Source organism: Kitasatospora sp. NPDC001225 (genome assembly GCF_053597855.1).
Genome location: NZ_JBSFJC010000117.1, coordinates 1 through 25,117, shown reverse-complemented (window position 1 = coordinate 25,117; position 25,117 = coordinate 1). Strand labels below are relative to the sequence as shown.

Annotated in this window: 23 protein-coding genes; 11 read left to right on the top strand and 12 right to left on the bottom strand. The window is 73.7% G+C overall.

Features of this window, described 5'->3' with window-relative positions; all coding sequences use genetic code 11:
• Window positions 1-2,635 (top strand): SbcC/MukB-like Walker B domain-containing protein (locus ACWDCZ_RS30560; protein WP_449817512.1); only part of this gene is annotated, 2,635 nt, incomplete at its 5' end.
• A gap of 31 nt (window positions 2,636-2,666) precedes the next feature.
• Here ACWDCZ_RS30560 and ACWDCZ_RS30555 read toward each other — a convergent pair.
• On the bottom strand, window positions 2,667-2,885 hold the full coding sequence (locus ACWDCZ_RS30555; RefSeq protein ID WP_049650622.1) for a hypothetical protein: 219 nt from the start codon (window positions 2,883-2,885) through the stop codon (window positions 2,667-2,669).
• Between the two features lie 273 nt (window positions 2,886-3,158).
• Here ACWDCZ_RS30555 and ACWDCZ_RS30550 point away from each other — a divergent pair, with 273 nt between their 5' ends.
• Complete coding sequence (locus ACWDCZ_RS30550) at window positions 3,159-3,713, top strand: DUF1990 family protein (protein WP_449817511.1); 555 nt, start codon at window positions 3,159-3,161, stop codon at window positions 3,711-3,713.
• A gap of 81 nt (window positions 3,714-3,794) precedes the next feature.
• Here the strand turns inward: ACWDCZ_RS30550 and ACWDCZ_RS30545 are convergent, their stop codons facing one another.
• Together ACWDCZ_RS30545 and ACWDCZ_RS30540 are read right to left on the bottom strand one after the other, a co-directional pair.
• Window positions 3,795-4,256 carry a YjbQ family protein gene (locus ACWDCZ_RS30545; protein ID WP_049650624.1) on the bottom strand — a complete coding sequence of 154 codons (462 nt, stop codon included), beginning with the start codon at window positions 4,254-4,256 and terminating at the stop codon, window positions 3,795-3,797.
• Between the two features lie 237 nt (window positions 4,257-4,493).
• Window positions 4,494-4,760: a hypothetical protein gene (locus ACWDCZ_RS30540; RefSeq protein ID WP_049650625.1), complete on the bottom strand. Its 267-nt coding sequence runs from the start codon at window positions 4,758-4,760 to the stop codon at window positions 4,494-4,496.
• Window positions 4,761-5,682: 922 nt separating this feature from the next.
• On the opposite strand from ACWDCZ_RS30540, the gene ACWDCZ_RS30535 reads away from it, so the two are divergent.
• Window positions 5,683-7,890, top strand: a complete 2,208-nt coding sequence (locus ACWDCZ_RS30535) for a bifunctional glycosyltransferase/CDP-glycerol:glycerophosphate glycerophosphotransferase (protein ID WP_449817510.1) — start codon at window positions 5,683-5,685, stop codon at window positions 7,888-7,890.
• 82 nt (window positions 7,891-7,972) lie between these two features.
• On the opposite strand, the gene ACWDCZ_RS30530 is transcribed toward ACWDCZ_RS30535, so the two are convergent.
• Window positions 7,973-8,185: an EF-hand domain-containing protein gene (locus ACWDCZ_RS30530; RefSeq protein ID WP_049650627.1), complete on the bottom strand. Its 213-nt coding sequence runs from the start codon at window positions 8,183-8,185 to the stop codon at window positions 7,973-7,975.
• A gap of 176 nt (window positions 8,186-8,361) precedes the next feature.
• On the opposite strand from ACWDCZ_RS30530, the gene ACWDCZ_RS30525 reads away from it, so the two are divergent.
• A complete protein-coding gene (locus tag ACWDCZ_RS30525) occupies window positions 8,362-9,030 on the top strand; it encodes a lysophospholipid acyltransferase family protein (protein ID WP_074004273.1) in 669 nt (222 codons plus the stop codon).
• Window positions 9,031-9,142: 112 nt separating this feature from the next.
• Here the strand turns inward: ACWDCZ_RS30525 and ACWDCZ_RS30520 are convergent, their stop codons facing one another.
• Window positions 9,143-10,981 carry an ABC transporter ATP-binding protein gene (locus tag ACWDCZ_RS30520; protein WP_049650629.1) on the bottom strand — a complete coding sequence of 613 codons (1,839 nt, stop codon included), beginning with the start codon at window positions 10,979-10,981 and terminating at the stop codon, window positions 9,143-9,145.
• A 191-nt stretch (window positions 10,982-11,172) separates the two neighbouring features.
• Window positions 11,173-11,946: an SDR family NAD(P)-dependent oxidoreductase gene (locus tag ACWDCZ_RS30515; protein WP_074004271.1), complete on the bottom strand. Its 774-nt coding sequence runs from the start codon at window positions 11,944-11,946 to the stop codon at window positions 11,173-11,175.
• A 155-nt stretch (window positions 11,947-12,101) separates the two neighbouring features.
• Here ACWDCZ_RS30515 and ACWDCZ_RS30510 point away from each other — a divergent pair, with 155 nt between their 5' ends.
• From ACWDCZ_RS30510 to ACWDCZ_RS30495, 4 genes are all read left to right on the top strand, one after another.
• A complete protein-coding gene (locus ACWDCZ_RS30510; RefSeq protein ID WP_049650631.1) occupies window positions 12,102-12,305 on the top strand; it encodes a hypothetical protein in 204 nt (67 codons plus the stop codon).
• 65 nt (window positions 12,306-12,370) lie between these two features.
• Complete coding sequence (locus ACWDCZ_RS30505) at window positions 12,371-13,078, top strand: hypothetical protein (RefSeq protein ID WP_380740642.1); 708 nt, start codon at window positions 12,371-12,373, stop codon at window positions 13,076-13,078.
• Window positions 13,075-14,010 carry a DUF6895 family protein gene (locus ACWDCZ_RS30500; protein WP_049650633.1) on the top strand — a complete coding sequence of 312 codons (936 nt, stop codon included), beginning with the start codon at window positions 13,075-13,077 and terminating at the stop codon, window positions 14,008-14,010. Before ACWDCZ_RS30505 ends, ACWDCZ_RS30500 begins: the two co-directional genes overlap by 4 nt.
• Window positions 14,007-15,047 carry a serine hydrolase domain-containing protein gene (locus ACWDCZ_RS30495; protein ID WP_449817509.1) on the top strand — a complete coding sequence of 347 codons (1,041 nt, stop codon included), beginning with the start codon at window positions 14,007-14,009 and terminating at the stop codon, window positions 15,045-15,047. Before ACWDCZ_RS30500 ends, ACWDCZ_RS30495 begins: the two co-directional genes overlap by 4 nt.
• Window positions 15,048-15,063: 16 nt before the next feature.
• Here the strand turns inward: ACWDCZ_RS30495 and ACWDCZ_RS30490 are convergent, their stop codons facing one another.
• A complete protein-coding gene (locus ACWDCZ_RS30490; protein ID WP_074004267.1) occupies window positions 15,064-15,726 on the bottom strand; it encodes a LysE family translocator in 663 nt (220 codons plus the stop codon).
• Between the two features lie 93 nt (window positions 15,727-15,819).
• On the opposite strand from ACWDCZ_RS30490, the gene ACWDCZ_RS30485 reads away from it, so the two are divergent.
• Entirely contained in the window at window positions 15,820-17,178 is a 1,359-nt protein-coding gene (locus tag ACWDCZ_RS30485) for an aminotransferase-like domain-containing protein (RefSeq protein WP_449817508.1), read from the top strand.
• A 51-nt stretch (window positions 17,179-17,229) separates the two neighbouring features.
• On the opposite strand, the gene ACWDCZ_RS30480 is transcribed toward ACWDCZ_RS30485, so the two are convergent.
• The 3 genes from ACWDCZ_RS30480 to ACWDCZ_RS30470 are packed head-to-tail and all read right to left on the bottom strand — an operon-like array spanning window position 17,230 to window position 20,677.
• Entirely contained in the window at window positions 17,230-18,123 is an 894-nt protein-coding gene (locus ACWDCZ_RS30480) for an SDR family oxidoreductase (protein WP_449817507.1), read from the bottom strand.
• Window positions 18,120-19,109, bottom strand: a complete 990-nt coding sequence (locus tag ACWDCZ_RS30475) for an alpha/beta fold hydrolase (protein ID WP_449817506.1) — start codon at window positions 19,107-19,109, stop codon at window positions 18,120-18,122. The genes ACWDCZ_RS30480 and ACWDCZ_RS30475 overlap by 4 nt, the downstream gene beginning before the upstream one ends.
• The gene (locus ACWDCZ_RS30470; protein ID WP_449817505.1) at window positions 19,106-20,677 is read right to left on the bottom strand and encodes a flavin-containing monooxygenase; all 1,572 of its coding nucleotides are present in this window, start codon (window positions 20,675-20,677) and stop codon (window positions 19,106-19,108) included. Before ACWDCZ_RS30470 ends, ACWDCZ_RS30475 begins: the two co-directional genes overlap by 4 nt.
• A gap of 222 nt (window positions 20,678-20,899) precedes the next feature.
• Between ACWDCZ_RS30470 and ACWDCZ_RS30465 the strand changes: the two genes are divergently transcribed.
• Together ACWDCZ_RS30465 and ACWDCZ_RS30460 are read left to right on the top strand one after the other, a co-directional pair.
• Window positions 20,900-21,688 (top strand): MerR family transcriptional regulator, encoded by a 789-nt coding sequence (locus tag ACWDCZ_RS30465; protein ID WP_049650639.1) that lies wholly within the window; start codon window positions 20,900-20,902, stop codon window positions 21,686-21,688.
• A 59-nt stretch (window positions 21,689-21,747) separates the two neighbouring features.
• Window positions 21,748-22,785 (top strand): ABC transporter substrate-binding protein, encoded by a 1,038-nt coding sequence (locus ACWDCZ_RS30460; protein ID WP_449817504.1) that lies wholly within the window; start codon window positions 21,748-21,750, stop codon window positions 22,783-22,785.
• 119 nt (window positions 22,786-22,904) lie between these two features.
• Here the strand turns inward: ACWDCZ_RS30460 and ACWDCZ_RS30455 are convergent, their stop codons facing one another.
• Window positions 22,905-23,843 carry a CPBP family intramembrane glutamic endopeptidase gene (locus ACWDCZ_RS30455; RefSeq protein ID WP_449817503.1) on the bottom strand — a complete coding sequence of 313 codons (939 nt, stop codon included), beginning with the start codon at window positions 23,841-23,843 and terminating at the stop codon, window positions 22,905-22,907.
• A 395-nt stretch (window positions 23,844-24,238) separates the two neighbouring features.
• A partial coding sequence (locus tag ACWDCZ_RS30450; RefSeq protein WP_449817502.1) for a M4 family metallopeptidase occupies window positions 24,239-25,117 on the bottom strand: 879 nt, incomplete at its 5' end.

Genomic DNA, 25,117 nt, shown 5'->3' with positions numbered 1-25,117 from the left:
GTCGCATCAGGAGGCCGGGGAGGAGATCCACCGGCTGGTCGGCATGAACCGGGAGCAGTTCTGCCAGGTGGTGCTGCTGCCGCAGGGCGACTTCGCCCGCTTCCTCAAGGCCGACTCGGAGGAGCGCGGCAAGCTGCTGCGGCGGCTGTTCGACACCGAGCGGTTCCAGTACGTGGAGGCCTGGCTGGCCGAGCAGCGGCGCGGCCAGGAGGCCGCCGTCCAGGCCAGCCGACGGCGGCTGCGGGACCTCGCCAGCAAGGCCGAGCAGGCGGCCGGTCCGGACGCCGAGCCCGCCGCGGGCTGGGTGCCGGCCGAGGACGACGCCGCCGGCCTGGCCGCCGGGGTGCTGGGCTGGGCGGCGGTCCTGCGCAGCGGCGCGGCCGAGCAGCTCGCCGTCGCCGAGGCCGCCCTCGCGGGCGCCGGGGCGGCCCAGCGCGCCGCCCAGGAGCGGCGCGAGGCCGCCGAGGAGCTGGCCGGCCGCCAGCGCCGGCACCGGGAGGCAGTGGGCCTGGCCGAGCGGCTGGCCGGCTTCGAGCCCGCCGCGGCCGCGGACCGGCAGCGGCTGGCCGCCGCGCAGCAGGCCGTCGGGGTGGAGTCGGCGCTGCGGCTGCGGGAGAGCGCGGCCGAGGCGCTCGGTCGCGCCCGGCTGGCGGAGCACCGGCACCGCGAGGCGCTGGCCGGCTCCGGTGGCGAGGGCCGGGAGCTCGCCGGGGCGGACACCGCCGGGCTGGCCGAGGCCGAGCTGCGGCTGCGGGCCGAGGTGGTCCGGCTGGAGGCGGCCAGGGCGGAGGAGCGGCGCTGTGTCGAACTCGCCCGCGAGCAGCGCTCCCTGACGGAGGACCGGCGAGCCGCCGAGGAGCTGGCCGAGGAGGCCGAGGACTGGCTCGCCGAGTTCGAGGACGGGCTGGCCCGCCTAGAGCAGCAGCACACCGAGGCCCGGTCGGCGACCTCCCGGGTCGAGCAACTGGACGGGCAGCGCGCCGAGTTGACCGTCCGCCTGGGCGCGGCCCGGGAGCGCGACGGCCTGCGCGCCGAGATCGCCGCGGCGGAGCCCCGGGTGGTCGCCCTGCGCGCCGCCGCGCTGGACGCCCGCGAGCACAGCCTGGACCTGCGGGACCGCCGGCTCAGCGGCATGGCCGCCGAGCTGGCCGAGCAGCTGCGGGCGGGCCAGGCCTGCCGGGTCTGCGGCTCACCCGAGCATCCGGCGCCCGCCGAGGCCGCGCCCGGCAGCCAGGTCGGCGCCGAGGACGAGGAGCGGGCGCGCCGGGCGCAGGCCGCCGCCGAGCGGGTCTGGACGGAGGCCGACCAGGCGCTCACCGCGCTGCGGGTGCGCGAGGCCACCGCGTCCGGCGCGGCCGGGCCGGACGGTACGGAGGCGCTCGCGCAGGCCCTCGCCGGGCTGGAGCGCGAGCACCGCGAGGCGCGGCACGCGGCGGAGGCGCTCGGCCGGGTCGAGCAGGAGATCGCCCGGCTGTCGCAGGACCGTGCCCGCCGGGTCGACGAGCTGCACGAGGCCAAGGAGCGCGCGGCCGTCCTCTCCGACCGGCTGCTGGCACTCGACACCGAGCAGCGGGCGCTGACCGCCCGGGTGGCGGCCGCCCGGGGCGAGGCGGCCTCGGTCGCCGACCGGGCCACGGCCCTCACCCGGCTCACCGAGGCGGTCGCCGCGGCTGCGGTCGCCGCCCGGGCGTACGCGGAGGCGGCGGCCCGGCTCGGCGAGACCGAGGAGGAGCTGGGCAAGGCCGCCGCCGCGGCGGGCTTCCCGGACGCCGCGGCGGCGCTGGCGGTGCTGCTGCCGCGCGAGGAGCGCGAGCGGCTGGAGGCCCGGCTGGAGCGGCACCGCGCGGAGACCGCCGCCGTCCGCCGCGAGCTGGCGCTGCCGGAGCTGGCCGAGGCCGCGGTCCGTCCGCCGGTGGACCTGCCCGCCGTGGCGGCCGCGCTCGGCACCGCGACCGACCGGCTCGGCCGGGCGCACGCCGCCCACGCGGCCGCCCGCGAGCGCTGCGGGGCACTGGCCGCGATCGGGCGGCAGCTGACCGGGCTCGCCGCCGAACTGGCCCCGGCGCTGGACAGGTACGGGCGGATCAACCGGCTCGCCGCGCTCGCGGCCGGCACCTCGGCCGACAACCGGCTGCGGATGCGCCTGGAGTCGTACGTCCTGGCGGCCCGGCTGGAGCAGGTCGCGGCGGCGGCCAGCGACCGGCTGGTCCGGATGTCCGGCGGGCGCTACACCCTGGTGCACAGCGACGACCGGGGCACCGGGACCAAGCGCTCGGGCCTGGCCCTGCGGGTGGTCGACGCCTGGACGGGCACCGAGCGGGACACCGCGACCCTCTCCGGCGGCGAGAGCTTCTTCGCCTCGCTCTCCCTCGCCCTGGGCCTGGCCGACGTGGTCACCGACGAGGCGGGCGGCATGCCGCTGGACACCCTCTTCATCGACGAGGGCTTCGGCACCCTCGACGAGCACGCCCTGGAGGAGGTCATGGACGTCCTGGACGGACTGCGCGAGCGGGACCGCGCGGTCGGCATCGTCAGCCACGTCGCCGACCTGCGCAGCCGCATCCCCGCCCAGTTGCTGGTCCGCAAGGGGCGGCACGGCTCGACCCTGGCGCTGGCCGGGCGGGAGGACGCGTAGGGCCTGAACCCCCGGACCCGGGTTCGGAGGTTCAGCCCGAGCAGGCGATCCGCTGCGCCTGCTGCCAGGCGCACACCGGGCAGAGGGTGCTGCCCGGCTGGTCGGCGGGCAGTTCGGTCGGCTCGCCGCACAGGACGCAGTCGGCGCGCGGCCCGGCCGCCCGCGGGTCGTGCCGCAGCGCCGCCTCCGCTCCGCCGTCGGGCGCGAGTTCGCAGACGCCCGCTTCCTGGTTCGTACCGGTGTCGCTCATACCGACTTCCTACTCCGCGCCGCCGCCCTGCCGCAACACGCCGCAGGTGACCGGGCCGCCGCCCGCCCCTCTCTCCCCCCGCCCCGCCCCGCCCCGCCTCGCCGGCAGCGAACAGATTTCAGAAAACGTTCGCTGAAAGCTGTTGGTTGAACTCTGTTCGCTGACGTTCGTTCGCTGAAACCTGTTCGCTGAAACCTGTCCGCCGAAGCCCGCCAGAGGTACGCCCCCGCCCCGCCGACGGCCCCCTCCCACCCGGCGGTTACCGTGGCCGGCATGCCCACCGACCTGCACCGACGTCTGCTCGCCGCCCGCGCCACCACCCCGTCGTACCCCGAGGTGGGTGCCACCCGGGGCGGGGGCGGGCGGCTCCCCGACGGCTACGCCCACCTGCGGCGGCGGGTCCACCTGGGGCACGGGCCGGAGGTGCTGGAGCGGGCCGGGCGCTACGTGCTCGGCTGGGGCAGCCAGTTGGGCACCGGCTTCGCGGTGCACCCGGCCGGCCCGGCCCGGGAGGGCGGGACGGTGCTGCTGCGGCTGAACCTGCCGGGGAGCCGGTGGCCCCGGCTGGTGATCCCCTGCCGGGTGGTGTGGACGGTGGAGGAGCCGGACCGGATCGGCTTCGGGTACGGCACCCTCCCCGGGCACCCGGAGTGCGGCGAGGAGGCGTTCCTGGTGTCGATGGACGCCGGCGGCGAGGTGTGGTTCGAGGTCACCGCGTTCTCCCGGCTGTCCGCCTGGTACGCCAGGCTCGGCCGGCCGGTGGCCCTGCTCTGCCAGCACCTGGCGATCGAGCGCTACCTCGCCGCGGTGGCCGCGCACGTCCGCTGAGCCACCGGGTCCGCCGAGGCCACCCGCCGGACCGCCACCCGCCGGACCGCCACCCGCCGGACCGCCCGCCGTTCCCGCGCGTCAGCCGAGGAAGGACAGCCGGACGGTCCGGCGCGGGTTGTCCCCGTTGGTGTCGACCAGGACCACCGACTGCCAGACGCCGAGGGCCAGTTGACCGCCGAGCACCGGCAGGGTCGCGTGCGGGGCGACCAGTCCGGGCACCACGTGGTCCCGGCCGTGGCCCGGGCTGCCGTGCCGGTGGCGCCAGCGGTCGTCGGCCGGGAGCAGGTCGCGCAGGGTGGCGAGGAAGTCGTCGTCGCTGCCCGAACCGGTCTCCAGTACCGCGATCCCCGCGGTGGCGTGCGGGACGAAGATGTTGAGCAGGCCGTCGCGCCCGGTGGCCCGTTCGTCGAGGAACTCGACGCAGCGGTCGGTGATGTCGAGCGCGACCTCGCGGGAGCCGGTGGTGATCTCGAAGGTGCTGCTCTGGAAGGTGGTGGTCGGGAACGAGCCGGTCTGGGTGGAGTGGTTGTTGTCCGCCATGGCGCCATCCTGTCCCAGGTCAGCGGGCCGGGCGTACTCCCTCGCCGTCTGGCCGTGCCGGGCGGGCAAACTCGCATAGGCTGAAAGGTTCAGACCACATCACCCCGGACGGCCGCGACGCTCCCCCCGGCACCGCCCGGACGCCGTCCGGACACACTGAAGACCCGGCGGACCGGACGGTCCACCGGGTCGGTTCCGACCGGGCGGCGGGGAGGGACCCGTGCCGCACCGGTCGGACTAGCCGCGCCCGCCGAAAAGGCTCCGCCGCAGCCGACGCAGCGGCGTCAGCAGCGAGATCCTGGTGTGGCGACGACGGGTCGTCGGGGCCTCGGCGCCGCGCGGCGTGAGCTCCCTTATCAACCCGAGCGCCTCGGCGGTGTCCACCGCCGGGAGTGCGGGCGCGCCGAGCACGGCCAGGTGTCGGTCGATCCGGCGGCCGGTCGTGCCGACACCGCACTGGATCGCCGGCACGCGGGGCCGAGTCCGCACTTGCATGTGTTCCATCAGTTTTTCCCACCCCTACGAGGCGCCAGGGCCGTGAGGCGAAGACTATCCGTGAAGGACGGCCTTCGCGCAACCGTCCTTGGTGTTGTGCCACCGTATCGTGCGGCGTCAACTGACGAAGCACCAGGGGCCGCCCGGCCGGTCACGACTAGGCATCAATGATGGTGCACGACCGGCCATCCGTCACCAGGGCGGGCGGGCGCGAGTGCGGCAACCCTGCGCATGACGCGCGCCCGGCGCACAGCGGCACCCCGACGGCACCCCGCCCACGCACCGCCGGCACCGCCGGTCACCGCCAGCGCCGACCGCCCGCACCGACCGCTTCCCGCCCGCTCCCCGCCCGCGTCCCCCTATTAAGGGGACAGCCGCCACATCGACAAAGCGATCACCGACCGGCCCATCGGGCACGGCCCGCCCGGGCATGACCCGTCCGAGCGCGGACCCCGATGACACCGCGACCGACCGACTTCAGGAAGTGAACACATTCGAGGGATTGACTCCCGCCGAACCTCCAAGCAATATCGGATGCACACGCCAGTGCCCGCACCGCACTCAAGCGTGTGTTCGAGTGATGAAGAACTCCGGCTCCCGCGAGCCACTGCCCGGCCGCCTCGACGCTGCGGTGGCCAGGCTCGCGCGGTGCCCGGACCGGCGGTCGGCCGTCGAGGGTCGGCCGGATCGCCACCTGACTGCCGGTGCCGCCCCGCGAGGGGCCCGGCACCGGCGGTTCCGGGTCCGCCACGGACGGCTTGTCCGCCACGGACGGCTTTCACGGACACCCTTCCCGGACACCCCCCGAGCCCCCGCCGCAGCCGCGCCGCCGCCACCGCCGCCCAGGCCCCCCAAGGGCCGCAAGGCCCCGGAAGGCCCGCACCGGACGTCCGCGCAGGTCGCGCCCGGTGGATCGGTACACTCGGCCAGCGTGTCCCTCCTCCTCAGCATCGTGCTCCCGGTCCACGGCGTGGAGCGGTACCTCCCGCGCTGCCTCGACTCGATCCTCGGCGACGTCCCCGCCGCCGAGACCCGTTTCGAGGTGATCGCGGTCGACGACCTCTCCCCCGACGGCTCCGGCGCGATCCTGGACGCCTACGCGGCCCGCGACAGCCGGCTGCGGGTGCTGCACCTCACCGAGAACCAGGGCCTCGGTGGCGCCCGCACCGCCGCCCTGCCGCAGGCCCGCGGCGAGTACGTCTGGTTCGTGGACAGCGACGACTGGGTGCCCGAGGGGACGGTCGGCACGCTGCTGGACGAGCTGGCGCGGGAGCGTCTCCGGGAGACCCCCGCCGACGTGCTGCTCACCGGCTTCACCCACGTCTACCCGGACGGCGGGACGGAGCCCAACCCCTGGCGCCACGTGCTGGCCGACTCCCCGCTGGTCGAGGGCTGCACCCTGGCCGAGCACCCGGCGCTGTTCCAGACCGTGATGTCGGTGTGGAACAAGCTGTTCCGCCGCGCGTTCCTGGACGGCCTCGGCGTCTCCTTCGGCCGCGGCTACTACGAGGACATCTCGGTCACCTACCCGGCGCTGCTGGCCGCCGAGCGGCTGCGCTACCTGGACCGCCCCTGCTACTTCTACCGGCGCGGCCGGGACGGTGCGATCACCGCCACCGCCTCCCCCAAGCACGCCGACGTGTTCGCCCAGTACGACGCGATCTTCGCGTTCCTGGACCGCCCGGACCGCCCCGGCCGGCCCGTCCCGGACTCGCTGCGCACCCTGGTCTTCGACCGGACCGTCCGCCAGGCCCTGAACGTCTACGACGCCCCCGGGCTGGTCCCCACCGACCTGCGCAAGGACTTCTTCCAGCGGATCGCCCGGCACTTCGACCGCCACCGCCCGGCCGGCTACCGCTTCCCCGGCGGGGTGCGCGGCGTGCAGTACCGGCTGGCCGCCCGCGGCGCCCGGATCGCGTACGCCGAGCTGCGCCGCACCGGCCGGCTGCCGCGCGAACTCAAGCGCGGGGCACGGGCGGTGGCGCCCGCGGTGAAGAAGGGGATGCGCAGCGGCGCCCGGTTCACCGCGTACAACGCGTTCCGCCGGCTGCCGCTGGACCAGCACCTCGCGGTCTACGCCGCGTACTGGCACCGGGGTTACGCGTGCAGCCCGGCGGCGATCTACGAGAAGGCGAAGGAACTCGCCCCGCGGGTGCGGGGCGTGTGGGTGGTGGAGAACCGCGCCCAGGCCGCCACGCTGCCGCCCGGGGTGCCGTACGTGATCGTCAACACCCCCGCCTACCTCAGGGCGATGGCGACCGCCAAGTACTTCGTCAACAACGTCAACTTCCCCCGCACCATGACGAAGCGGGCGGGCACGGTGCACGTCCAGACCCAGCACGGCACCCCGCTCAAGGCGATGGGCATGGACCTGCGCGACCATCCGGCGGCGGCCGAGGGGATGGACTTCGACCTGCTCCAGGAGGCCGTCGACCGCTGGGACTTCCTGGTCTCCCCCAACCCGCACACCAGCGGGCACTTCGCCCGCGCCTTCCCCGGCCGGTACGAGATGCTGGACACCGGCTACCCGCGCAACGACCGGCTGGCGAACGCCACTTCGGACGAGGTCCGGGCGATGCGCGAGCTGCTCGGGCTGCGGCCGGACACCCGGGCGGTGCTGTACGCGCCGACCCACCGCGGCAGCAAGGGCGGCTACGTGCCGCTGCTGGACGTGGCGGAGCTGGCCCGGCGGCTGGGCCCGGACTTCACACTGCTGGTGCGCACCCACTACTTCCACGCGGACGGCCCGGGCGACCTGACGGCGGCCGGTGCGGAGTCGGCGCGGATCGTGGACGTCTCGGCGCACCCGACCGTCGAGGACCTCTACCTCGCGGCGGACGTGCTGGTGACGGACTACTCGTCGATGATGTTCGACTACGCGGTGCTGGACCGGCCGGTGGTGGTCTTCGCCCCGGACTGGGAGGAGTACCAGCGGGAACGCGGCGTCTACTTCGACCTGTTCGCGGAGCCGCCGGGCGCGGTCACGGTGGACGCGGACGGGCTGGCGCGGGCGCTGCTGGCGGGCGACCCCGAGCCGGCGGCGCGGGCCGACTTCCGGGCGAAGTTCTGCGTCTGGGACGACGGCGGGGCCGCGGAGCGAGTGGTGCGCCGGGTGTTCCCGGTGGAGAAGGAGAAGTAGGAGGAGCGGCGCGGGAGCGTCCGCGGGACCTCCGGACGGGGCCGGCGCCGCCGGTACGGCGACCGGCCCCGTCGGCACGGGCTCAGCGCCGGCGGGCGGCCAGGAACTCCTCGAAGGTCAGGACGCCGTCGTGGTTGGTGTCCATGCTGTGGATCAGCGCCTCGGCCATCGAGATGGTGACGTCGTGGTCGCCCATCTCGTTGGCGGCCAGAGCGTACTCGGCCGGGGTGATCTTGCCGTCGCCGTCCTTGTCGAAGCGGTCGAAAAAGGCCTTGATCGCCTCGGTGGTCTCCATGGTGCCCTCCTGGGTACTGCGGGGTGTCGCTCGGTTCGGACGGCCGTACCCTACCCGGCCGTGGTGTTCGCCACGGTCGCCGGGAGTGGACGCGCGCCGGGGTCGGTGTCGTAGTCTGCGGATCTGATTGCAGGCCCGGGCTCCTCCCGGGCGATCGTTCGTCCAGGGAGGGAATCGTGCTCGACCTCGCCACCAAGTTGGTGCTGAAACCGGTCTCGCGGGGGATCTGGCGGCCGGTCATCGAGGGAATCGGGAACGTGCCGCGCAAGGGCGGGGTGATCCTGGCCAGCAACCACCTGTCCTTCATCGACAGCGTGGTGATCCCGCTGACCGCCCCGCGCCGGGTCCACTTCCTCGCCAAGGCCGAGTACTTCACCGGCAGCGGGCTCAAGGGCCGGCTCTCCAAGGGCTTCTTCGAGGCCATCGGCGCCGTGCCGGTCGAGCGCGGCACCTACCGTTCCGCTCAGGCCTCGCTGGAGTCGGCGCTGGAGATCCTGGAGGACGGCAAGGCCTTCGGCATCTACCCCGAGGGCACCCGCTCCCTGGACGGCCGGCTCTACCGGGGCAAGACGGGCGTCGCCTGGCTCGCGCTGACCGCGGGCGTGCCGGTGGTGCCGGTTGCGCTGGAGGGTCCGGAGCAGATCCTGCCGGTAGGCAAGCGGCTGCCGCGGCTGAAGAAGGTGACGGTCCGCTTCGGCGAGCCGCTGCACTTCGACGAGCTGCACGGGCAGGCCCGCTCGCTGAAGGCCCGTCGGCAGGTGACCGACGAGGTGATGGCGGCCATCCAGCGGCTCTCCGGCCAGGAGGTCGCGGAGAGCTACAACGAGGTCCCGAAGGCGGCCTGACCGCCGGCCCGTCCCGGGCGCACGCGCTCGCACGCCGGCCCGTCCCGCGCGTCCGAGCGCGGCGGCCGCCCCGTCGGCCCGGCTCGACACGAACCCGGGCGCACCCGCCCCGTCACACGTGCCCGAGTGCGGCCGGTTCGGGCTGCCGGGCGGCCTCCGGCACCTCCCGGCGCAGCAGCGCCGCGTACCGTCCGTCCAGCGCCACCAGCTCCTCGTGGGTGCCGAGTTCGACCACCTCGCCGTGGTCCAGGACGGCGATCTGGTCGGCGGCGCGGACGGTGGAGAGCCGGTGCGCGATGGTGATGGTGGTGCGGCCGGCGGCCAGGGTGTCCACGGCCTGCTGGACGGCGTGCTCGGTGCGGTTGTCGAGCGCGCTGGTGGCCTCGTCGAGGATGAGCACCGGCGGGTTGCGCAGGATCGTCCGGGCGAGTGCGAGGCGCTGCTTCTCGCCGCCGGAGAAGCGGTAGCCGCGCTCGCCGACCAGGGTGTCGTAGCCGTCCGGGAGGGCGGCGATGGTGTCGTGGACCTGTGCGGCCCGGGCGGCCTCGACCAGTTCGGCGTCGCTGGCGCCGGGCTTGGCGAAGCGCAGGTTCTCGGCGACCGAGGCGTGGAAGAGGTAGGTCTCCTGGGAGACCACGCCGACCGCGCGGGCCAGGGTGTCGAAGGACAGTTCGCGCACGTCCACGCCGTCCAGGGTGACGCTTCCGCCGGTGACGTCGTACAGCCGCGGGACGAGGTAGCTGAGGGTGGTCTTGCCCGAGCCGGTCTCGCCGACCACGGCCAGCGAGCTCCCGGCCGGGACGGTGAGGTCGACGCCGGCCAGGGTGGGGCGCTCCTGCGCAGGGTCGTAGCGGAAGTCGACGTCCTTGAAGCGGACCTCGCCGCGGATGTCGGTCAGGGTGACCGGGTCGGCCGGCTCGTCGATCTCCACCGGCAGGTCGAGGTACTCGAAGATGCGCTGGAAAAGGGCGAGCGAGGTCTGCACGTCCACGCCGGTGGAGAGCAGGCTGACGGTGGGCCGGAAGAGGCCCTGCTGGAGGGTGACGAAGGCGACCAGGGTGCCGACCGAGACGATCGGCGCACCGGCGGCGGAGGTCAGCCCGGCCGCCCAGTAGATCAGCGCGGGCATCGCGGCCATCACGATCTGGATGGTGTTCATCCGCCAGCGCCCGGCCATGCTGGCCCGCACCTCCAGGTCGGCGAGCTGGTCGGACTGCCCGGTGAACTCCCGGGCGAGCGAGCCGGAGCGGCCCATGGTGCGGCCGAGCAGGATGCCGCTGACCGAGAGCGACTCCTGGACCGCCGAGCTCATCGCGGCCAGCTGCTTCTGCCGCTCGGTGGTGATCTTCTTGCGCTCCTGCCCGACCCTGCGGCTGATCCAGACGAACAGCGGGAGCAGCAGCAGCGAGACGACGGTCAGCCGCCAGTCGAGGGCGACCATGGCGACGACGGAGGCGACCACGGCGGTCAGGTTGGAGACCAGGCTGGTCGCGGTGGAGGTCACCGTGGACTGCATGCCGCCGATGTCGTTGGCGATCCGGGACTGCACCTCGCCGGTGCGGGTGCGGGTGAAGAAGGCCAGCGACTGCCGCTGGAGGTGGCCGTAGACGGCGGTGCGCAGGTCGTGCATCACGCGCTGGCCGACGGTGGTGGAGATCAGCGTCTGGAGCACGTTGAAGATGCTGTTCACCACGGCGGTCAGGATCATCCCGAGCGCGAGCAGGCTGAGCAGCCCGGTGCGGCCCTGCGGGATGGCGGTGTCCAGGACGGCCCTGAGCAGGAAGGGCGAGACGACCGAGACCACGGCCGAGGCGGCGACCAGCAGCCCGACGACGGCCAGGCGGGCCCGGTACGGGCGGAAGAGCGCGAGGATGCGGCGCCACTCGGCCGGTGGGCGGGGTTCGCCCTCGGCTCGCTCGGGCGGGGTCCAGTCGATGGCGGTGGGCCTCAAGGACGGGCCTCCCTGGGTGGGGCGGTCGGGTGCGGGGCAATATAGCGAGGATAGCTCATAGTTAGATAAGCTAATAGTGACTGTTGCCCTATTCCTCGTCCGTACAGGCTCCGCGGAGCGCCCGTACGATCCCTGCGGAGCGCGCGTACGGGCCCCGCAGAGCCGCCCGACCGCCCCGACCGCCCCGGGCCTCAGTTGGTCCGGTAGGTGCGCGCCGCCTTCGAGGAGACCCCGCCGAGCTTGCCGGAGGGCAGCATCCGGGCGATGGCCACGGCGACCTTGTACCGCTTGCCCGGCACGGACACGGCCCGGCCGCGCGCCAGGTCGCGCATCGCCTCGTCCACCACCCGCTCGGCGGACAGCCAGGACCAGGACGGGATGTTCCCGGTGCCCATGCCGGCCCGCTGGTGGAACTCGGTCCGGGTGAAGCCCGGGCAGAGCGCCATCATCCGCACGCCCGTACCGCCGAGGTCGCGCAGCACGCCCTGGGTGAAACTGACCACCCAGGCCTTGCTCGCGCCGTACGTGCCGCGCGGCAGGAAGGCCGCCACCGAGGCCACATTGACGATCGCACCGCGGCCGCGCTCCCGCATTCCGGGCAGGGCGGCCGTGGTCAGCCGCAGGATCGCCTCGATGTGCACCTTCAGCATGGCCAGCTCGTCCTGGAGCGGGACGGTCCCGAAGGCGCCCTTGTTGCCGAAGCCCGCGTTGTTGACCAGGAGGTCCACCGGGCGGGCGGGGTCGGCGAGCCGGGCCTCGACGGCACCGATGCCCTCGTCGGTCGCGAGGTCGGCGGTCAGCACCTCCGTCTCGATGCCGTACCTGCCGTGCAGGTCGGCGGCGGCGCGCTCCAGGCGCTCGGTGTCCCGGGCCACCAGGACGAGCTGGTAGCCGCTGCGGGCGAGCCGTCGCGCGAAGGCGGCTCCGATGCCGGCGGTCGCGCCGGTGATCAAGGCTGTGGTCATGCCCCAGACCGTACCGACTCGCCGCTTCGGGACCCACACCGAGGGCGATTTCCCAGCTCAGAGAGTTGCGGATGCAGCCCCCGGGAGGTGCTCGTACTGTCGAACGGGGGCATCGTCCGACCGGGCGGTGAAATCCAGACGAGGAGGCACTTCTGATGCTTACTCAGTTCCGGACCGAAACGGCTACGACGTCGCACAGCGCGACACTCGAAGCCGAGACACTCGCGAGCCTGATGGTGGAGGACGAGGCCGTCGTGTCCGACGCGCCCACGTACCTGCCCGAGGCCGCCGGCGCGGTGCTGCTCGCCGCGCTGCTGCTCCTCTCGCCGAAGGGCCCCAAGGAGAAGCCGACCCGGTAGGGCGACTTCCCCCCTGTCGGGCCTCGCGCCCGTGACCGACCCTCCTGAAGGGGGACCAGATCACCATGCCAACCGCCGAGACCCCTCTCCGTGACGAGTACGCCGCGGCGGTCGAGCGGGTGGCGGACCGGACCCTCGCCGTCCTCCGGGACGGCGAGGGCACGGCCGCACTCGCGGACCCCGACACCGTGGTGCCCCGCCCGCTGCTGGCCGCAGTCCGGGTGCTCGGCGCGGACCTCTTCGCACCGCAACTGCTCACCGGCGCGCAGCCCGACGACACCACCGCCGCGCTGCTGGCCGAGGCACGAACGGCCTTCCCCGCACCCACCCCCTCCTCCGCGGAGGCCGCGCTGGTACTCGGGTGGCAGGACTGGGCGGCCGGAGGACTGCTCGCCCGCACCCCGTACGGGGCAGCCGTACAGACCCCCGCGCCACTGTCCGACCCGGAGGCCGTCGGCTGGCAGGCGTGGTCGAAGCGGATGGCCCAACTGTCCTCCCTGGCACTGCCGACGCTGGACGGCCCGGTGCACGACGCCGCCCGCGCGAACACCCTGCACCTCGCCCGCGGCGCCGTCCGCAGCATGCTCCGGCGCGACCCCACCACCGCCGTACGGCTCGCCCGGTGGCTCTCCTGGGCCCGGGCCGACGGCCGGCCGCTCCGGCTGGAGATCGAACCCGTCCTGGACCGGATCCGCCTGGCCGGCGACGGGACGTCCCGCTCCGTGCTCGAACTCACCATCGCCCAGCGCATGTTGGAAGGAGCGCCGAAATGACCGAAACCTCGGTGCTCGCCACCGCCCAACAGCTCGGCTCCCGGTCACTGGCCTGGCTGCACGCCGGCTACCAACGCGGCTACAGCCGGCTGGAGGAAAGCACCATCGTCGACCTGGCCGACCCGGAGGACGTCTACAAGCCGCTCTGCGAAGCCGCGTTGGCCTCCTCCCTGGTCCTGCGCGACGGCGTCACCGGCCCGCACGACGCCCGCCTCGCGCGGGAACTCCTCGAAGCCGCCTGGGCCCAGCTGGGAGAGGGCGACCTGCTGCTCGAACGACAGCTGCGGCACGTCACCCTCGTCGACCCGCTGGAGACGTACGGCCACTTCGCCCGGTCCGGCTACCGCCACGCCGCCATGGAGGAGTTGCTCACCTCGATCGGCCGGCTCCGCGCCGTGCACGCCGTCGAGATCCAGGGCAGCCGCCACCTCGCCCTCGCCAACGCGCGGCGGATCTCGGGCCTCGAACCGCAGCCGGACTGGCCCAGACTGGCCCGGAACACCTGGCTCGGCGCCCTCCCCGAGCCGTGGACCGTCGCCTGGGTGATCGCCTACCAGGTCACCCACACCGTCTTCCACCTCACCGACTGGGGCGCCCGGCCCGAGTGCCTGCCCGAGCCGATGCGCGACTACCTGCGCGACTGGCTGCCGGTCTGGCTCGACATCTGGCTGGAGATCGAGCAGTGGGACCTCGCCGGCGAACTGCTCATCGTGGACTCGTGCATCGGCGAACCGGTCACCGGCCGGACCGGTTGGGAGGCGCTGGCAGCGGCCCAGCAGGCGGACGGGATGATCAAGTGCGAGGGCTCCGCACCCGACAACGAGGACCCGGAGGAGGACTTCCGCCAGCACTGCCACACCGCGGTGGTCGGGGTGGTGGCCGCCAACGTCGCGCTCTCCCGGGCTCTCGGCGGCACGCCGGTGGCCCCTTGAACGGGTTGGACGCCGCGGTCACGGCGGTGGTGCGGGCGGCCGAGCCCTACGCCACCGCCGTGACCGTCGCCCTGGCCCGCGGTGACCTGGCGGAGGTGCGCTGCTTCGGGCGGGTCCACCGCGGACCGGCCGCCGCGCCCTGCACCCCCGACACCGTCTTCGAACTCGGCTCCGTCAGCAAGACGTTCACCGCACTGCTGCTCGCGGAGATGGTCGCCCGCGGTGAACTCGCCCTGGACGACCCGGTCGAGAGCAGGCTGCCGCGCCGCTGGCGCGCCGCGAAGGTCCACTCGCCGGAACCCATCCGGCTGCTGCACCTGGCCACCCACACCTCGGGCCTGCCCGGACTGCCCCCGGGACTGCTCGCGAAGGCCGTCCCGGCCTGGTTCAGCAACCCGTACCAGACGTACGGCGACGAACAGTTGAGGGACGCACTGGCCCGAACGACCGTACGTGGACAGCCCGGTAGCAGGTACGGGTACTCCAACTACGGAGTCGGACTGCTCGGCCGGGTGCTCGCCGAGACGGGCGGGCTGCCGTACGGGGAACTACTCGTCGACCGGGTCTGCGGACCGCTGGGGCTGCGGTCCACGACCTGCGCCCCGGACCCGCCGGGCCGGGCCACCGGCTACCGGCGCGGACAGGCGCTCCCGCCCTGGCACATCCCCGGGCTGCCCGGAGCCGGCGCGGTGCGGTCCGACGGGACCGATCTGCTGCGCTACCTCCTTGCACACCTGGACGACGGGCCGGCGGCGGGCCCGGGCAGCGGGCTGAAGGCCGCCCTGCGGGACGTCCGGCGGCTGCGGCTGCGGTTGCCGCACTCGACCGACCGGATCGGCCTGGTCTGGATGCACCGCCGCTCGGGCGACCGGGACCTCTTCTTCCACAGCGGGGGCACCCGGGGGTTCACCGCCTTCGTGGGCTTCTCGCCGGAACGTTCGGCGGCCGTCGCGGCGGTGGCCAACACCGCTCCGGCGCTGAACGGACGGTTCGTCCAGGCGGGGTACGAGGCACTGCGGGTCGCCAGCCGGCTCTAGCCGGCGAGGAGACGCCCTAAACCGCCACGGCCTTGGCGCGGTCGGCGGCGATGTGCACGGCGAGGCCCGCGAGGACGGTGCCCATCACGTAGCGCTGGATCCGCAGCCAGCCGGGGCGGCGGTTGAGGAAGGCCGCGATGCCGCCCGCGCTCACCGCGATCAGGCCGTTGACGGTGATCGCTATCGCGATCTGGGTCAGGCCCAGCAGCAGGCTCTGCAGGGCGACGTGACCGCGTTCCGGGGCCACGAACTGCGGCAGCAGCGAGATGTACATGATGGCGATCTTGGGGTTGAGCAGGCAGGTCAGGAAGCCCATCGCGAACAGCCGGCGCGGCGGGTCCGGCGGCAGCTGCTGCGGGGCGAAGACCGCCGTGCCGCCCGGCTTGACCGCCTTCCAGGCCAGCCAGAGCAGGTACCCGGCACCGGCCAGCTTGATCGCGGTGTAGAGGGCGGGCACCACCGAGAACACCGCGGCCACCCCCGCCGTCACCGCGACCAGGTAGACCAGGAAGCCGGCCGCGACCCCGGTCAGCGAGATCAGCCCGGCGCGGCGGCCCTGCGCGATCGAACGCGAGACCAGGTAGATCATGTTCGGCCCGGGCGACAGCACCATGCCCAGGGCCACGGCGGCGATCCCGAGCAGGGCCCGGCCGTCCACGGCGGATGTCAACGCGTCCATGCGAGGAGGCTAGGACGGCTCATCGGGTCAATGCAATGATGACTTTGCCCTCGGTGCAATCCGGCGCCCGAGACCCTGGAGGAGCGAACGCCGATGGACGACTACCGCCTGATCGCCGACCGGATCGCCGCCGAGATCGCGGACGGACGACTGCGGCCCGGCCAGCAGCTGCCCACCCAACGGGCGTTCGCCCGTGGCCGGGGCATCGCCAACTCGACGGCGGGGCGCGTCTACCGGGAACTGGCCCGGCGCGGACTGACCGTCGGGGAGGTCGGGCGCGGGACCTTCGTCCGGGCCGGGCGGGCACCGGACGGCGGCCGGGTGGCACTCGCGGAGCCGGCCACCGCCCCCGTGGACCTGGAGCTCAACTACCCCGCCGTCTCCGGGCAGGCCGAACTGCTGGCGGGCGCACTGGCGCCGCTGCTGCGGCCGGACGCACTGGGCGAGGCGCTGCGGCCGGTCGGCGCGGCCGGGACGGGCGCGGCACGGCGGGCGTTCGCCGGACTGGTGTCGGCCGGCTCCTGGGAGGTCGCGGCGGAGGACCTGCTGTTCGCCGGCAACGGGCGGCAGGCCATCGCCGGGGCCCTGTCCGCGCTGGTGCCGCCCGGACAGCGGCTGGGCGTGGAGGAGCTGACCTATCCGGTGGTCAAGGCGGCGGCGGAGCGGCTGGGCATCGTGCTGGTGCCGCTGGCCGTGGACGAGTACGGGCTGCTGCCGGACGCCGTGGCGGCCGCCCACCGGGCCGGACCGCTGCGCGCGGTGTACCTCCAGCCGCGCCTGCAGAACCCGCTCGGCGCGAGCCTGCCGCAGGAGCGGGTGGTGGCGCTCGTGGCGCTGCTGCGGCGGCTCGACCTGTCAGTGGTCGAGGACGCCGTCTGGTCCTTCCTGCGGCCGGAGTCGGTGCCGCTGGCCGCGCTCGCACCGGAGCGCACCGTCCTCGTGGACAGCCTCTCCAAGCGGCTCGCCCCGGGGCTGACCACCGGGTTCGCGGTCGTCCCGGCAGCGCTGCGCGAACGGGTGGCGGGCGCCCTGCGCTCGGGCGGGTGGACGCCGGGCGGCTTCGCGCTGGAGGCGGCGGTGCGCTGGATCGGGGACGGCACGCTGGCCTCGGTGGAGGCGGCGAAGCGGGCCGACGCGACGGCCCGGCAGCTGCTGGCGCGCGAGGTACTGGCGGGGCAGCGACTGCGGTCCGACCCGTGCTCGTACTACCTGTGGTGGGAGCTGCCGACCGGCCGACGGGCGGAGACCTTCGTCGCGGAGGCGGCGCGGGCCGGGATCTCGCTCACGCCCGCGGCGGCCTTCGCCGTCGATCCCCGGCGCTCGCCCTCCGCCGTCCGGGTCGGGCTCGCCTCGCCGCCGCTGCCGGTACTGGCGCGGGCGCTGGAGACGCTGGCGGGGATCGCGGCGGGGCGGGTGACGGCGAACGACGAACAGCTGACAGCCGACAGATAACAGATTTCGAAATCTGTTATCTGTCGGCTGTTATCCGTCGCCTGTCATCCGTCAGCTGTCGACTGTCCGCCGTCGGTCGTCCGCCGCGCCCCCGGCGCCGACGGCGCGCAGGCGAGTGGCGGCGGTGGCGGCGAGCTGGGGGGCGAGCCGGGCCACGTCCCGGGAGCCGACCACCGCGATCAGGCTCGGCAGCAGCCAGCGGACCGGCTGCATCCCGCGCAGCCAGGCCTGGGCGTAGACGTGGGCGGAGCGGCGGGCGATCCCGGCAACGATCCGGTCCACCGCGGGCTCCAGCGGATACGTCTTGTTCGCCGGCCACGGCAGCCGGGAGCGCATCTGCTTCAGCACGGCGTCCTCGTCGGCCCCGCGCACCATGTCCGTGTCGGTCCAACTCAGGTACCCGACACCGACCTTGACCCCCTGATAGGCCACCTCGGCGCGGATCGAGTGGGCGAAGGCCTCCACCCCGGACTTGCTGGCGCAGTACGCGCTCATCAGCGGCGCGGGGGTCAGCGCGGCGAGCGAGGCGATCTGGAGCAGGTACCCGCGGCTCTCGGCGAGCGCCGGCAGGAAGGCCCGGGCGGTGGCCACGCTGCCAAGCAGGTTGACCTCGATGACCCGGCTGAACGCCCGGTGGTCACTGTCGGCCAGCGGCCCGCCGAGGGCGATCCCGGCATTGGCAACGACGGTGTCGACCCGCCCGTAGTGCTCCTTGATCCGCCGGGCGGTGTCCTCCAGCGCGTCGAGGTCGGTGACGTCCACCTCCCAGCTGGTCGCGGACGGGCCGCACTGCGCGGCGACGGCCTTCAGCTCCTCCGGCTCCAGCCCCAGCAGGGCCACCTTGGCCCCGCACCGGGCGAGCTTGCGGGCCAGCGACGCGCCGACGCCGCGCGCGGCCCCGGTGACGACGACGACCTGCTCGGACAACGGCGGGATGGCGTTCATGCGACGGCGGTCCTCTCGTCGGTGGAAGCGGAAGCGGGAACGGCGCCGGCGGACGCGGTAGCGGCAGCGGGCGCGGCCGTCAGGTACACGGAGGCCATCCGGTGGATCTCCGCGGCGACCTCCGCCGGGCGCTCCAGCGGCGACATGTGCCCGACCCCGGGCAGCAGCAACAGCCCCTGCGCGTCCTGGAGTTCGGTGACCATCCGGTGCGCGTGCACCGGCGGGGTCAGCCGGTCGTCGGTGCCGACCACCACCGCCGTGGGCGCGGCGATCCGGGCGAGCCCGGCGTGGACGTCCAGCCGGTCCAGCACCGCGGCCCAGTTGGCGCGGACGGCGGTCGGGCAGGCGTGCACGATCCGGGCCGTCGCCTCGACCTGGCCGGCGGGCGAACCGGCGCCCATGGTCGCGTACTTGAGCGCCGCCCGGCTGACCGGCGAGACCGGTCCGAGCGGCATCCGGGAGCGCAGCAGCTGCCGGTGCAGGAAGCGTCGCAGGCCCCGGGCGCGTACGGCCGGTGGCAGGACGGTGAGTTCGGCCACCAGGTCGCCCGGCCCGGTGGAGATCAGGACGGCCGCCGCGGTGCGCTCGGCGACCTCGGGGCGGCCACCGGCGGCCATGATCGTCATCCCGCCCATGCTGTGCCCGGCGAGCACGGCCCGCTCGCCCGCCGGCACGGTCCGCGCGAGCACGGCGGACAGGTCCTCGGCCAGTGCCCTGGTCGAGTAGCGGGCCCGGCTCGGCGGGATCTCGCTGCGCCCGTGGCCGCGCTGGTCGTAGGCCACCACCCGGTAGCGGTCGGCCAGCAGGCGGATCACCGGGGCCCAGAAGGCGGTCGAGCAGGTCCAGCCGTGGGCGAGCACCACGGTGGGCGCGTCGAGCCGGCCGTGCACCTCGACGTGCAGCCGGATGCCGTCCGCCGACCGTACGCTCAACTCCTCCACGGGAACGGGAGGTTCGTACTCCTCGGGCAGCCGGACGCCGTTCACGCGGAGACCTCCTGGACGGTGCGGGCGGCCGCCGGTGCGGCGCGCATGATCAGCTCGTACTCGCCCAGGTCGACCCTGCGGGTGGCCCGGCGGAACGAGGTGGTGGAGCCGGGCCAGAGCACGGTGTTCCTGCCGCTCGGGTCGAGGTACCAGCTGAGGCAGCCGCCGGTGGTCCAGACGGTGCGGTCCATCCGGTGCTGGAGTTCGAGGTTCCACTGCCGCTGGGCGCGCGCGGTGGGCTGCATCGCGGCGGCGCCGATCGAGCCGAGCGTGGTCAACGCGTCGATCATGTAGTTCAGTTGGGACTCGATCATCAGGATCATCGAGCTGTTGCCGAGGCCGGTGTTGGGCCCGATGACGAAGAAGAGGTTCGGGAAGCCGTGCACGGTCGAGCCGCGCAGCGCCTCCATGCCGTCCTTCCACTCCTCCGCCAGGCTGGTCCCGTTGGCGCCGAACACCCGGGCGCCGATGGGCATGTCGGTGACGTGGAAGCCGGTCCCGAAGACGATGGCGTCCACCTCGTGCTCGCTGCCGTCGGCCGCGACCAGCGTGGAGCCGCGCAGTTCGCGCAGGCCGGAGGAGACGACCTCGGTGTTGGCCGCGGCGAGCGCCGGGTAGTAGGTGTTGCTGAGCAGGATGCGCTTGCAGCCGATCCGGTAGTCCGGGGTGAGCCTGGCGCGCAGCGCCGGGTCGGGGACGCCCTGGGCGATGTGGCGTTCGGCGAGCTGCTGGACCAGGCGCAGCAGTCCGGGGCGGCGCACGAACGCGTCCACCTGGAGCTCGCGGAGGGCGAACAGGGTGCCGCGGCGGATCTTCGCGGTGACCGGCAGGCGGCCGTGCAGCCACTTCTCCAGCTGGCTGATCTCGCGGTCGCGGCGCGGCAGCACCCAGGCCGGGGTGCGCTGGAAGACCGTCAGCCTGCCGACCCTGGGCTGGATCGACGGGATGATCTGAGCGGCGGAGGCGCCGGTGCCGACCATCGCGACGCGCTTGCCGGTCAGGTCGAAGTCGTGGTCCCAGCGGGAGGAGTGGAACACCTTGCCGGGGAAGTCGCCCAGCCCGGGCAGGTCGGGGATCTGCGGGTCGGCGAGCGGTCCGGCGGCGGAGACGATGGCGTCGGCCGTCCACTGGCCGGCCGAGGTGGTGATCCGCCAGCGGGTCTGCTCGCTCTCCCAACGGGCTTCCAGCACCTCGGTGTTGAAGCGCAGGTGGGGGCGGAGGCCGAAGACGGTGGCGACCTTCTCCAGGTAGGCGCGGATGTCCGGCTGGCCGGAGAAGCTGCGCGGCCAGTCGGGGTTGGGCGCGAAGGAGAAGGAGTAGAGGTGCGAGGGCACGTCGCAGGCGCAGCCGGGGTAGCTGTTGTCGCGCCAGGTGCCGCCGACCGAGTCCGCCCGCTCCAGGACCACGAAGTCGGTGATCCCGGCACGGCGCAGTCGGACCGCGGCGCCGAGTCCGCCGAAGCCGGAGCCGATCACCGCCACCCGGACGTGCGGGACGGACTCCTGCGCCGCGATGGTGTCGGTCGCTGCGGACGCGCCGGAGCGGGGGCGCTTGCTGCTGGATGCCATGCGGCAACCTCCTGAGGGTGGGACGGTGATCGTCGCGCTCTCCCGGCGAGCGTGCCCCGGAACCTCCTGGGGCCCGTCTCCGGATCCTCCCGGGGCCCGCCTCCGGAACCCCGCCAATCGCGCCAGTAATCACTGGCATGGTTGGCAGGGTAGCCCTTGCTGACACCGGATGGAAGAAGCGCGACCGCTCCGGTTCGGGGAACCTTCCGAGCCGACGGACCTATGCTGATCGCCGTGGACAAGGTCAGAGCTGCTGCGGGCGACAGAAAACGCGAGTACCGGGTGGAGGAACTGGCCGAGGCCGCCGGCATCACCACCCGCACCCTGCGCTTCTACCGCGAGCGCAAACTGCTTCAGCCGCCCCGCAAGGAGGGCCGCATCGCCTGGTACGGCGAGGAGCACCTGGCCCGGCTGCGGATGATCGGCGAACTGCTCGAACGCGGCCACACCCTGGGCGGCATCGCCGAGCTGATCGGCGCCGGCGAGAGCGGGCGGGACGTCGCCGAGCTGATCGGACTGGAGGCGGCGATCGTCGCACCGTGGTCCGACGAGACCCCGGTGCGCCTGGACTGGGACGAGCTCAAGACCGCCTTCGGCGACCAGCTGACCGAGGAGAACACCGCCGAGTCGATCGCCCAGGGCTACATCACCGTCGAGGAGGACGGCATCACCCACGTCAGCCGCCGGCTGATGGACGCCACCACCGAGCTGGTGGCGGAGGGGGTGCCGCTCTCGGCGGTACTGGACGCCAGTCGGCGCACCCGGGAGCACGTGGACGCCATCGCCGAGATCTTCATCGAGGTGGTCGGCGAGCACCTGCTCAGCGCGCTGGCCGCCGACACCCCGCTGCCGCCCGGCGAGGCGGCCCGGCTCACCGAGCGCATCCTGCGGGTGCGACCGCTGGCGCGCACGGTCGCGGACGCCCAGTTCGCCCTCGCCATGGACCGGCGGGTGCACGTCGAGTACCTCGAACTCCTGCGCCAGCGACGGGAGAACGGCTCCGAGGCGTAACCGGGCCGCTGCGCGGGCAGGGATTCCCGCGCCCTGCCCGTACGTTGGAGGTGCCGCCGATGGCCCGACCGCTCAGCCGCCGCGCCGCTCTCGGCCTCGCCGCCGGGCTCGCCCCGGGGCTCGTGCTCGCCGCGTGCGGGTCCGACTCCCCGGCGCCGGGCGGCGGTTCGTCCGATGGTGGTTCGTCGGGCTCCGGTTCGTCCGACTCCGGTTCGTCCGGTGGTGGTTCGGCCGGCTCCGGCGGCACCCGGACGGTCCGGCACGCGCGCGGCGAGAGCACCGTGCCGGCCCGGGCGAACCGGGTGGTGGCCCTGGACACCGACGCGCTGGACTCGGTAATCACCCTCGGCCTCAGCCCGGTCGGCGCCACCACCGTCACCGCGGGCGCCCCGTTCCCCGCCTACCTGCCCGCCGAGCGGCTGTCCGGGACGAAGCCCGTCGGGGCCATCGGCCAGCCCAGCCTGGAGACGATCGCGGCACTGCGGCCGGACCTCATCCTGAGCAACCAGGTCCGCGACGACAAGCGGTACGACGAACTGTCGAAGATCGCGCCGACGGTGCTCTCCAAGACCACCGGACCGACCTGGAAGGAGAACGTCCGGCTGCACGCCGAGGCGCTGGGCCGCCAGGCCGAGGCCGACACGGCGGACGCGGCGTACCGGGCGAAGCTGCGGGACCTGGTCACCGCGCTCGGCGGACCGGCCAGGGCGGCGGCCACCCGGGTCGAGATGGCCCGCTTCCTGGCGGGTGCGCCGACCAGGCTCTACCTGAACGACACCTTCGTCGGCTCGCTGTTCAAGGATCTGGGGCTCGGGCGGCCCGCCAACCAGGACAAGCCCGGTTTCTCGATGGAGATCAGCCCCGAACAGGTGGACCAGGCCGCGGCCGACGTCATCTTCTACGCGGTGTACGGGGACGCGGCCAAGTCCGACCAGGGGAAGATCACCGAGGGGGCGCTCTGGAAGAACCTGGACGCCGTACGCAACGGGCGGGTGTTCCGGGTGGACGACAACCTGTGGATGCTCGGCATCGGCTACACCGGGGCCGGGCTGATCCTGGACGAGATCCGCAAGGACATGGCCCCGGCGGGCGGGTGACGGACGACGGGTGACAGCGAACAGCCGACAGCTGACAGATAACAGATTTCAGATAACAGATGATGAAATCTGTCATCTGAAATCCGTCACCCGTCATCCGCCGCCCGCCACGGCGCGCGTCACCCCTGCCCGTACCGGCCCGGCCGCAGGCGCCCGGTGAAGGCGAGGAAGGCCACGAACCCGCCGAGGACGACCCAGCCGGGCCAGCCCGCCAGCGACATCGTGAGCGGGTCCAGCTCGGCGTCCGGGTCCGCGAACTCCCGGACCATCGACACGCTCATGCTGCTCGTGAAGGCGTGCGCCAGCACCGCCGGGACCACCGACCCCGAGCGCAGCCTCAGCCAGGTGAAGACCGGCAGGACGAGCACACAGCTGACCGTCAGCGCGGGCACCGCCAGGTACCACGGCCGTCCCGGGTACTGGCCGCCCATCAGCAGCGTCGGCAGGTGCCAGAGCGCGAAGGCCGTCCCCGCGAGCAGGTAGGCCCGGACCAGCACCGCCCTGCGACCGGCGCCCTCACCCCCGCCCGCTCGCCGGCCGAGCAGCAGCAACCGGGGGAAGAGGAAGCCCTGCCAGCCGATCTCCTCGCCGAAGAACAGCGGCAGTGAGAGCACCATCCCGATCAGACCCTGGACCGCCCACGTTCCGATCCGCCCCGCGTCCAGCGAGCCGAAGCCGGCGAACGGGTAGCTGCCCACCAGCGCGCCGAGTGCCAGCGTCGCGGCCGTCAGCCCGCCGAGCACCCCGAGCGGCAGCAGGCAGGCCCGGACCGCACGGGCCCGGGGCCGCGGCCAGCGCAGTGCCAGCGCCTCCCGTACCCCGCCGCCCCGCTCGACGAGGCGGACCACCAGCAGCGCCGCCAGCGCCGGGGCCAGCATGGCGGCCGCGATGCAGATCTGCTCCAGCGCGCCGACCCCCTCCCGGGCGTCGGTGCGCTGGTAGCCCTCGGCGAGCAGCGGGGTCATCGCCGCCCACATCCCGGCGTAGGCGAGCACCAGGTAGACCAGCAGGCCGCGCCGTCGGACGGCGCTCGGCGGGGTTCGTGTCAGTAGCGTCATGCCGAGGACGCTACTGATCCGGAGGTTCGCCCCGGAACCAAGTGCACTGCCGTTCCCGGGGGTTGTCCACTACCGCCGCGATGGTCGAGTTTTCTGGGTGTACGGGGGCCCGCCGGAGGTGCTACCAGGGCCCCGCGCCCTGCTGTCCACCCTCGCGTGCGCCACGAATCGCCACGGAAGCTGCACGGAAAGGAAAATTGACGTATCGTCAGGCGTCACACAGCGGGGGCGACGGTGGTCCGCTCACCGTCGCCCCCGCCGTACTCCCCCGCCGGCCGGCACCCACGGCCCGGCGGGGCCCTCCACACCTCCCCGGGCCCGGGCCTGATGGGTTCAGGCCCGGGCCCGGTTCAGCTCCGGGCTGGACTCATGCCCGAAGTCTCCCCGGAGCCTGGTCAGTTGACGTTGACGGCCGTCCAGGTGGCGGCGACCGCGTTGTACTCCGCGCTGCCCGACCCGTACAGGTCCGCCGCCGCGCTGAGGGTGCCCGCACGGGCGCCCGCGTAGTCGGTGGTGGAGGTGAAGTACGTGGTCAGCGCGCGATACCAGATCTGCGCGGCCTTGTCCCGGCCGATGCCCGCGAGCGTGGAGTTGTCGTACGTCGGGCTGTTGTAGCTGAACCCGTTGACGGTCTTCGCGCCGCTGCCCTCGGACAGCAGGTAGAAGAAGTGGTTCGCCACCCCGGACGAGTAGTGCACGTCCAGGTTGCCGACGTTCGCGTCCCAGTAGTCCGCCGAGCCGCCGTCCTTGCTCGGCTGGTCCATGTACCGCAGCGGCGTACCGTTGCCGTTGAGGTTGATCAGCTCGCCGATCCAGTAGTTCGGCGGGTTGGAGGGCAGGTTGGCGTACCACTCGACCATCGTGCCCATGATGTCCGAGGTGGCCTCGTTGAGGCCGCCGGACTCGCCCGCGTAGTTGAGGTTCGCGGTGGCCGCGGTCACGCCGTGGCTCATCTCGTGGCCGGCCACGTCGATCTCGGTGAGCGGTGCGGTGTTGTTGCTGCCGTCGCCGTACGACATGCAGAAGCAGCTGTCGTCCCAGAAGGCGTTGACGTAGTTGGAGCCGTAGTGCACCCGGCTCAGGGCGCCGACGCCGTCGTTGCGGATGCCGTTGCGGCCGAAGGTGCTCTTGTAGAAGTCCCAGGTGGTGGCGGCACCGAACTGGGCGTCCACGGCGGCGGATTCGCGGTTGTTGACGGTGCCGTCGCCGAAGCTGTTGCTGGTGTTGGCGAACAGCGAGCCGGTGCCGTCGGTGCCGTTGTTGAGGTCGCTGGT

Coding starts and splice junctions, on each gene's coding strand:
- ACWDCZ_RS30555 (WP_049650622.1), bottom strand. CDS start 2,885: ATGAGCGACACCGGTACGAACCAGGAAGCGGGCGTCTGCGAACTCGCG.
- ACWDCZ_RS30530 (WP_049650627.1), bottom strand. CDS start 8,185: ATGGAGACCACCGAGGCGATCAAGGCCTTTTTCGACCGCTTCGACAAG.
- ACWDCZ_RS30465 (WP_049650639.1), top strand. CDS start 20,900: ATGCTGATCGCCGTGGACAAGGTCAGAGCTGCTGCGGGCGACAGAAAA.
- ACWDCZ_RS30505 (WP_380740642.1), top strand. CDS start 12,371: ATGCCAACCGCCGAGACCCCTCTCCGTGACGAGTACGCCGCGGCGGTC.
- ACWDCZ_RS30540 (WP_049650625.1), bottom strand. CDS start 4,760: ATGGAACACATGCAAGTGCGGACTCGGCCCCGCGTGCCGGCGATCCAG.
- ACWDCZ_RS30455 (WP_449817503.1), bottom strand. CDS start 23,843: ATGACGCTACTGACACGAACCCCGCCGAGCGCCGTCCGACGGCGCGGC.
- ACWDCZ_RS30545 (WP_049650624.1), bottom strand. CDS start 4,256: ATGGCGGACAACAACCACTCCACCCAGACCGGCTCGTTCCCGACCACC.
- ACWDCZ_RS30460 (WP_449817504.1), top strand. CDS start 21,748: ATGGCCCGACCGCTCAGCCGCCGCGCCGCTCTCGGCCTCGCCGCCGGG.
- ACWDCZ_RS30510 (WP_049650631.1), top strand. CDS start 12,102: ATGCTTACTCAGTTCCGGACCGAAACGGCTACGACGTCGCACAGCGCG.
- ACWDCZ_RS30490 (WP_074004267.1), bottom strand. CDS start 15,726: ATGGACGCGTTGACATCCGCCGTGGACGGCCGGGCCCTGCTCGGGATC.
- ACWDCZ_RS30480 (WP_449817507.1), bottom strand. CDS start 18,123: ATGAACGCCATCCCGCCGTTGTCCGAGCAGGTCGTCGTCGTCACCGGG.
- ACWDCZ_RS30500 (WP_049650633.1), top strand. CDS start 13,075: ATGACCGAAACCTCGGTGCTCGCCACCGCCCAACAGCTCGGCTCCCGG.
- ACWDCZ_RS30550 (WP_449817511.1), top strand. CDS start 3,159: ATGCCCACCGACCTGCACCGACGTCTGCTCGCCGCCCGCGCCACCACC.
- ACWDCZ_RS30515 (WP_074004271.1), bottom strand. CDS start 11,946: ATGACCACAGCCTTGATCACCGGCGCGACCGCCGGCATCGGAGCCGCC.
- ACWDCZ_RS30470 (WP_449817505.1), bottom strand. CDS start 20,677: ATGGCATCCAGCAGCAAGCGCCCCCGCTCCGGCGCGTCCGCAGCGACC.
- ACWDCZ_RS30485 (WP_449817508.1), top strand. CDS start 15,820: ATGGACGACTACCGCCTGATCGCCGACCGGATCGCCGCCGAGATCGCG.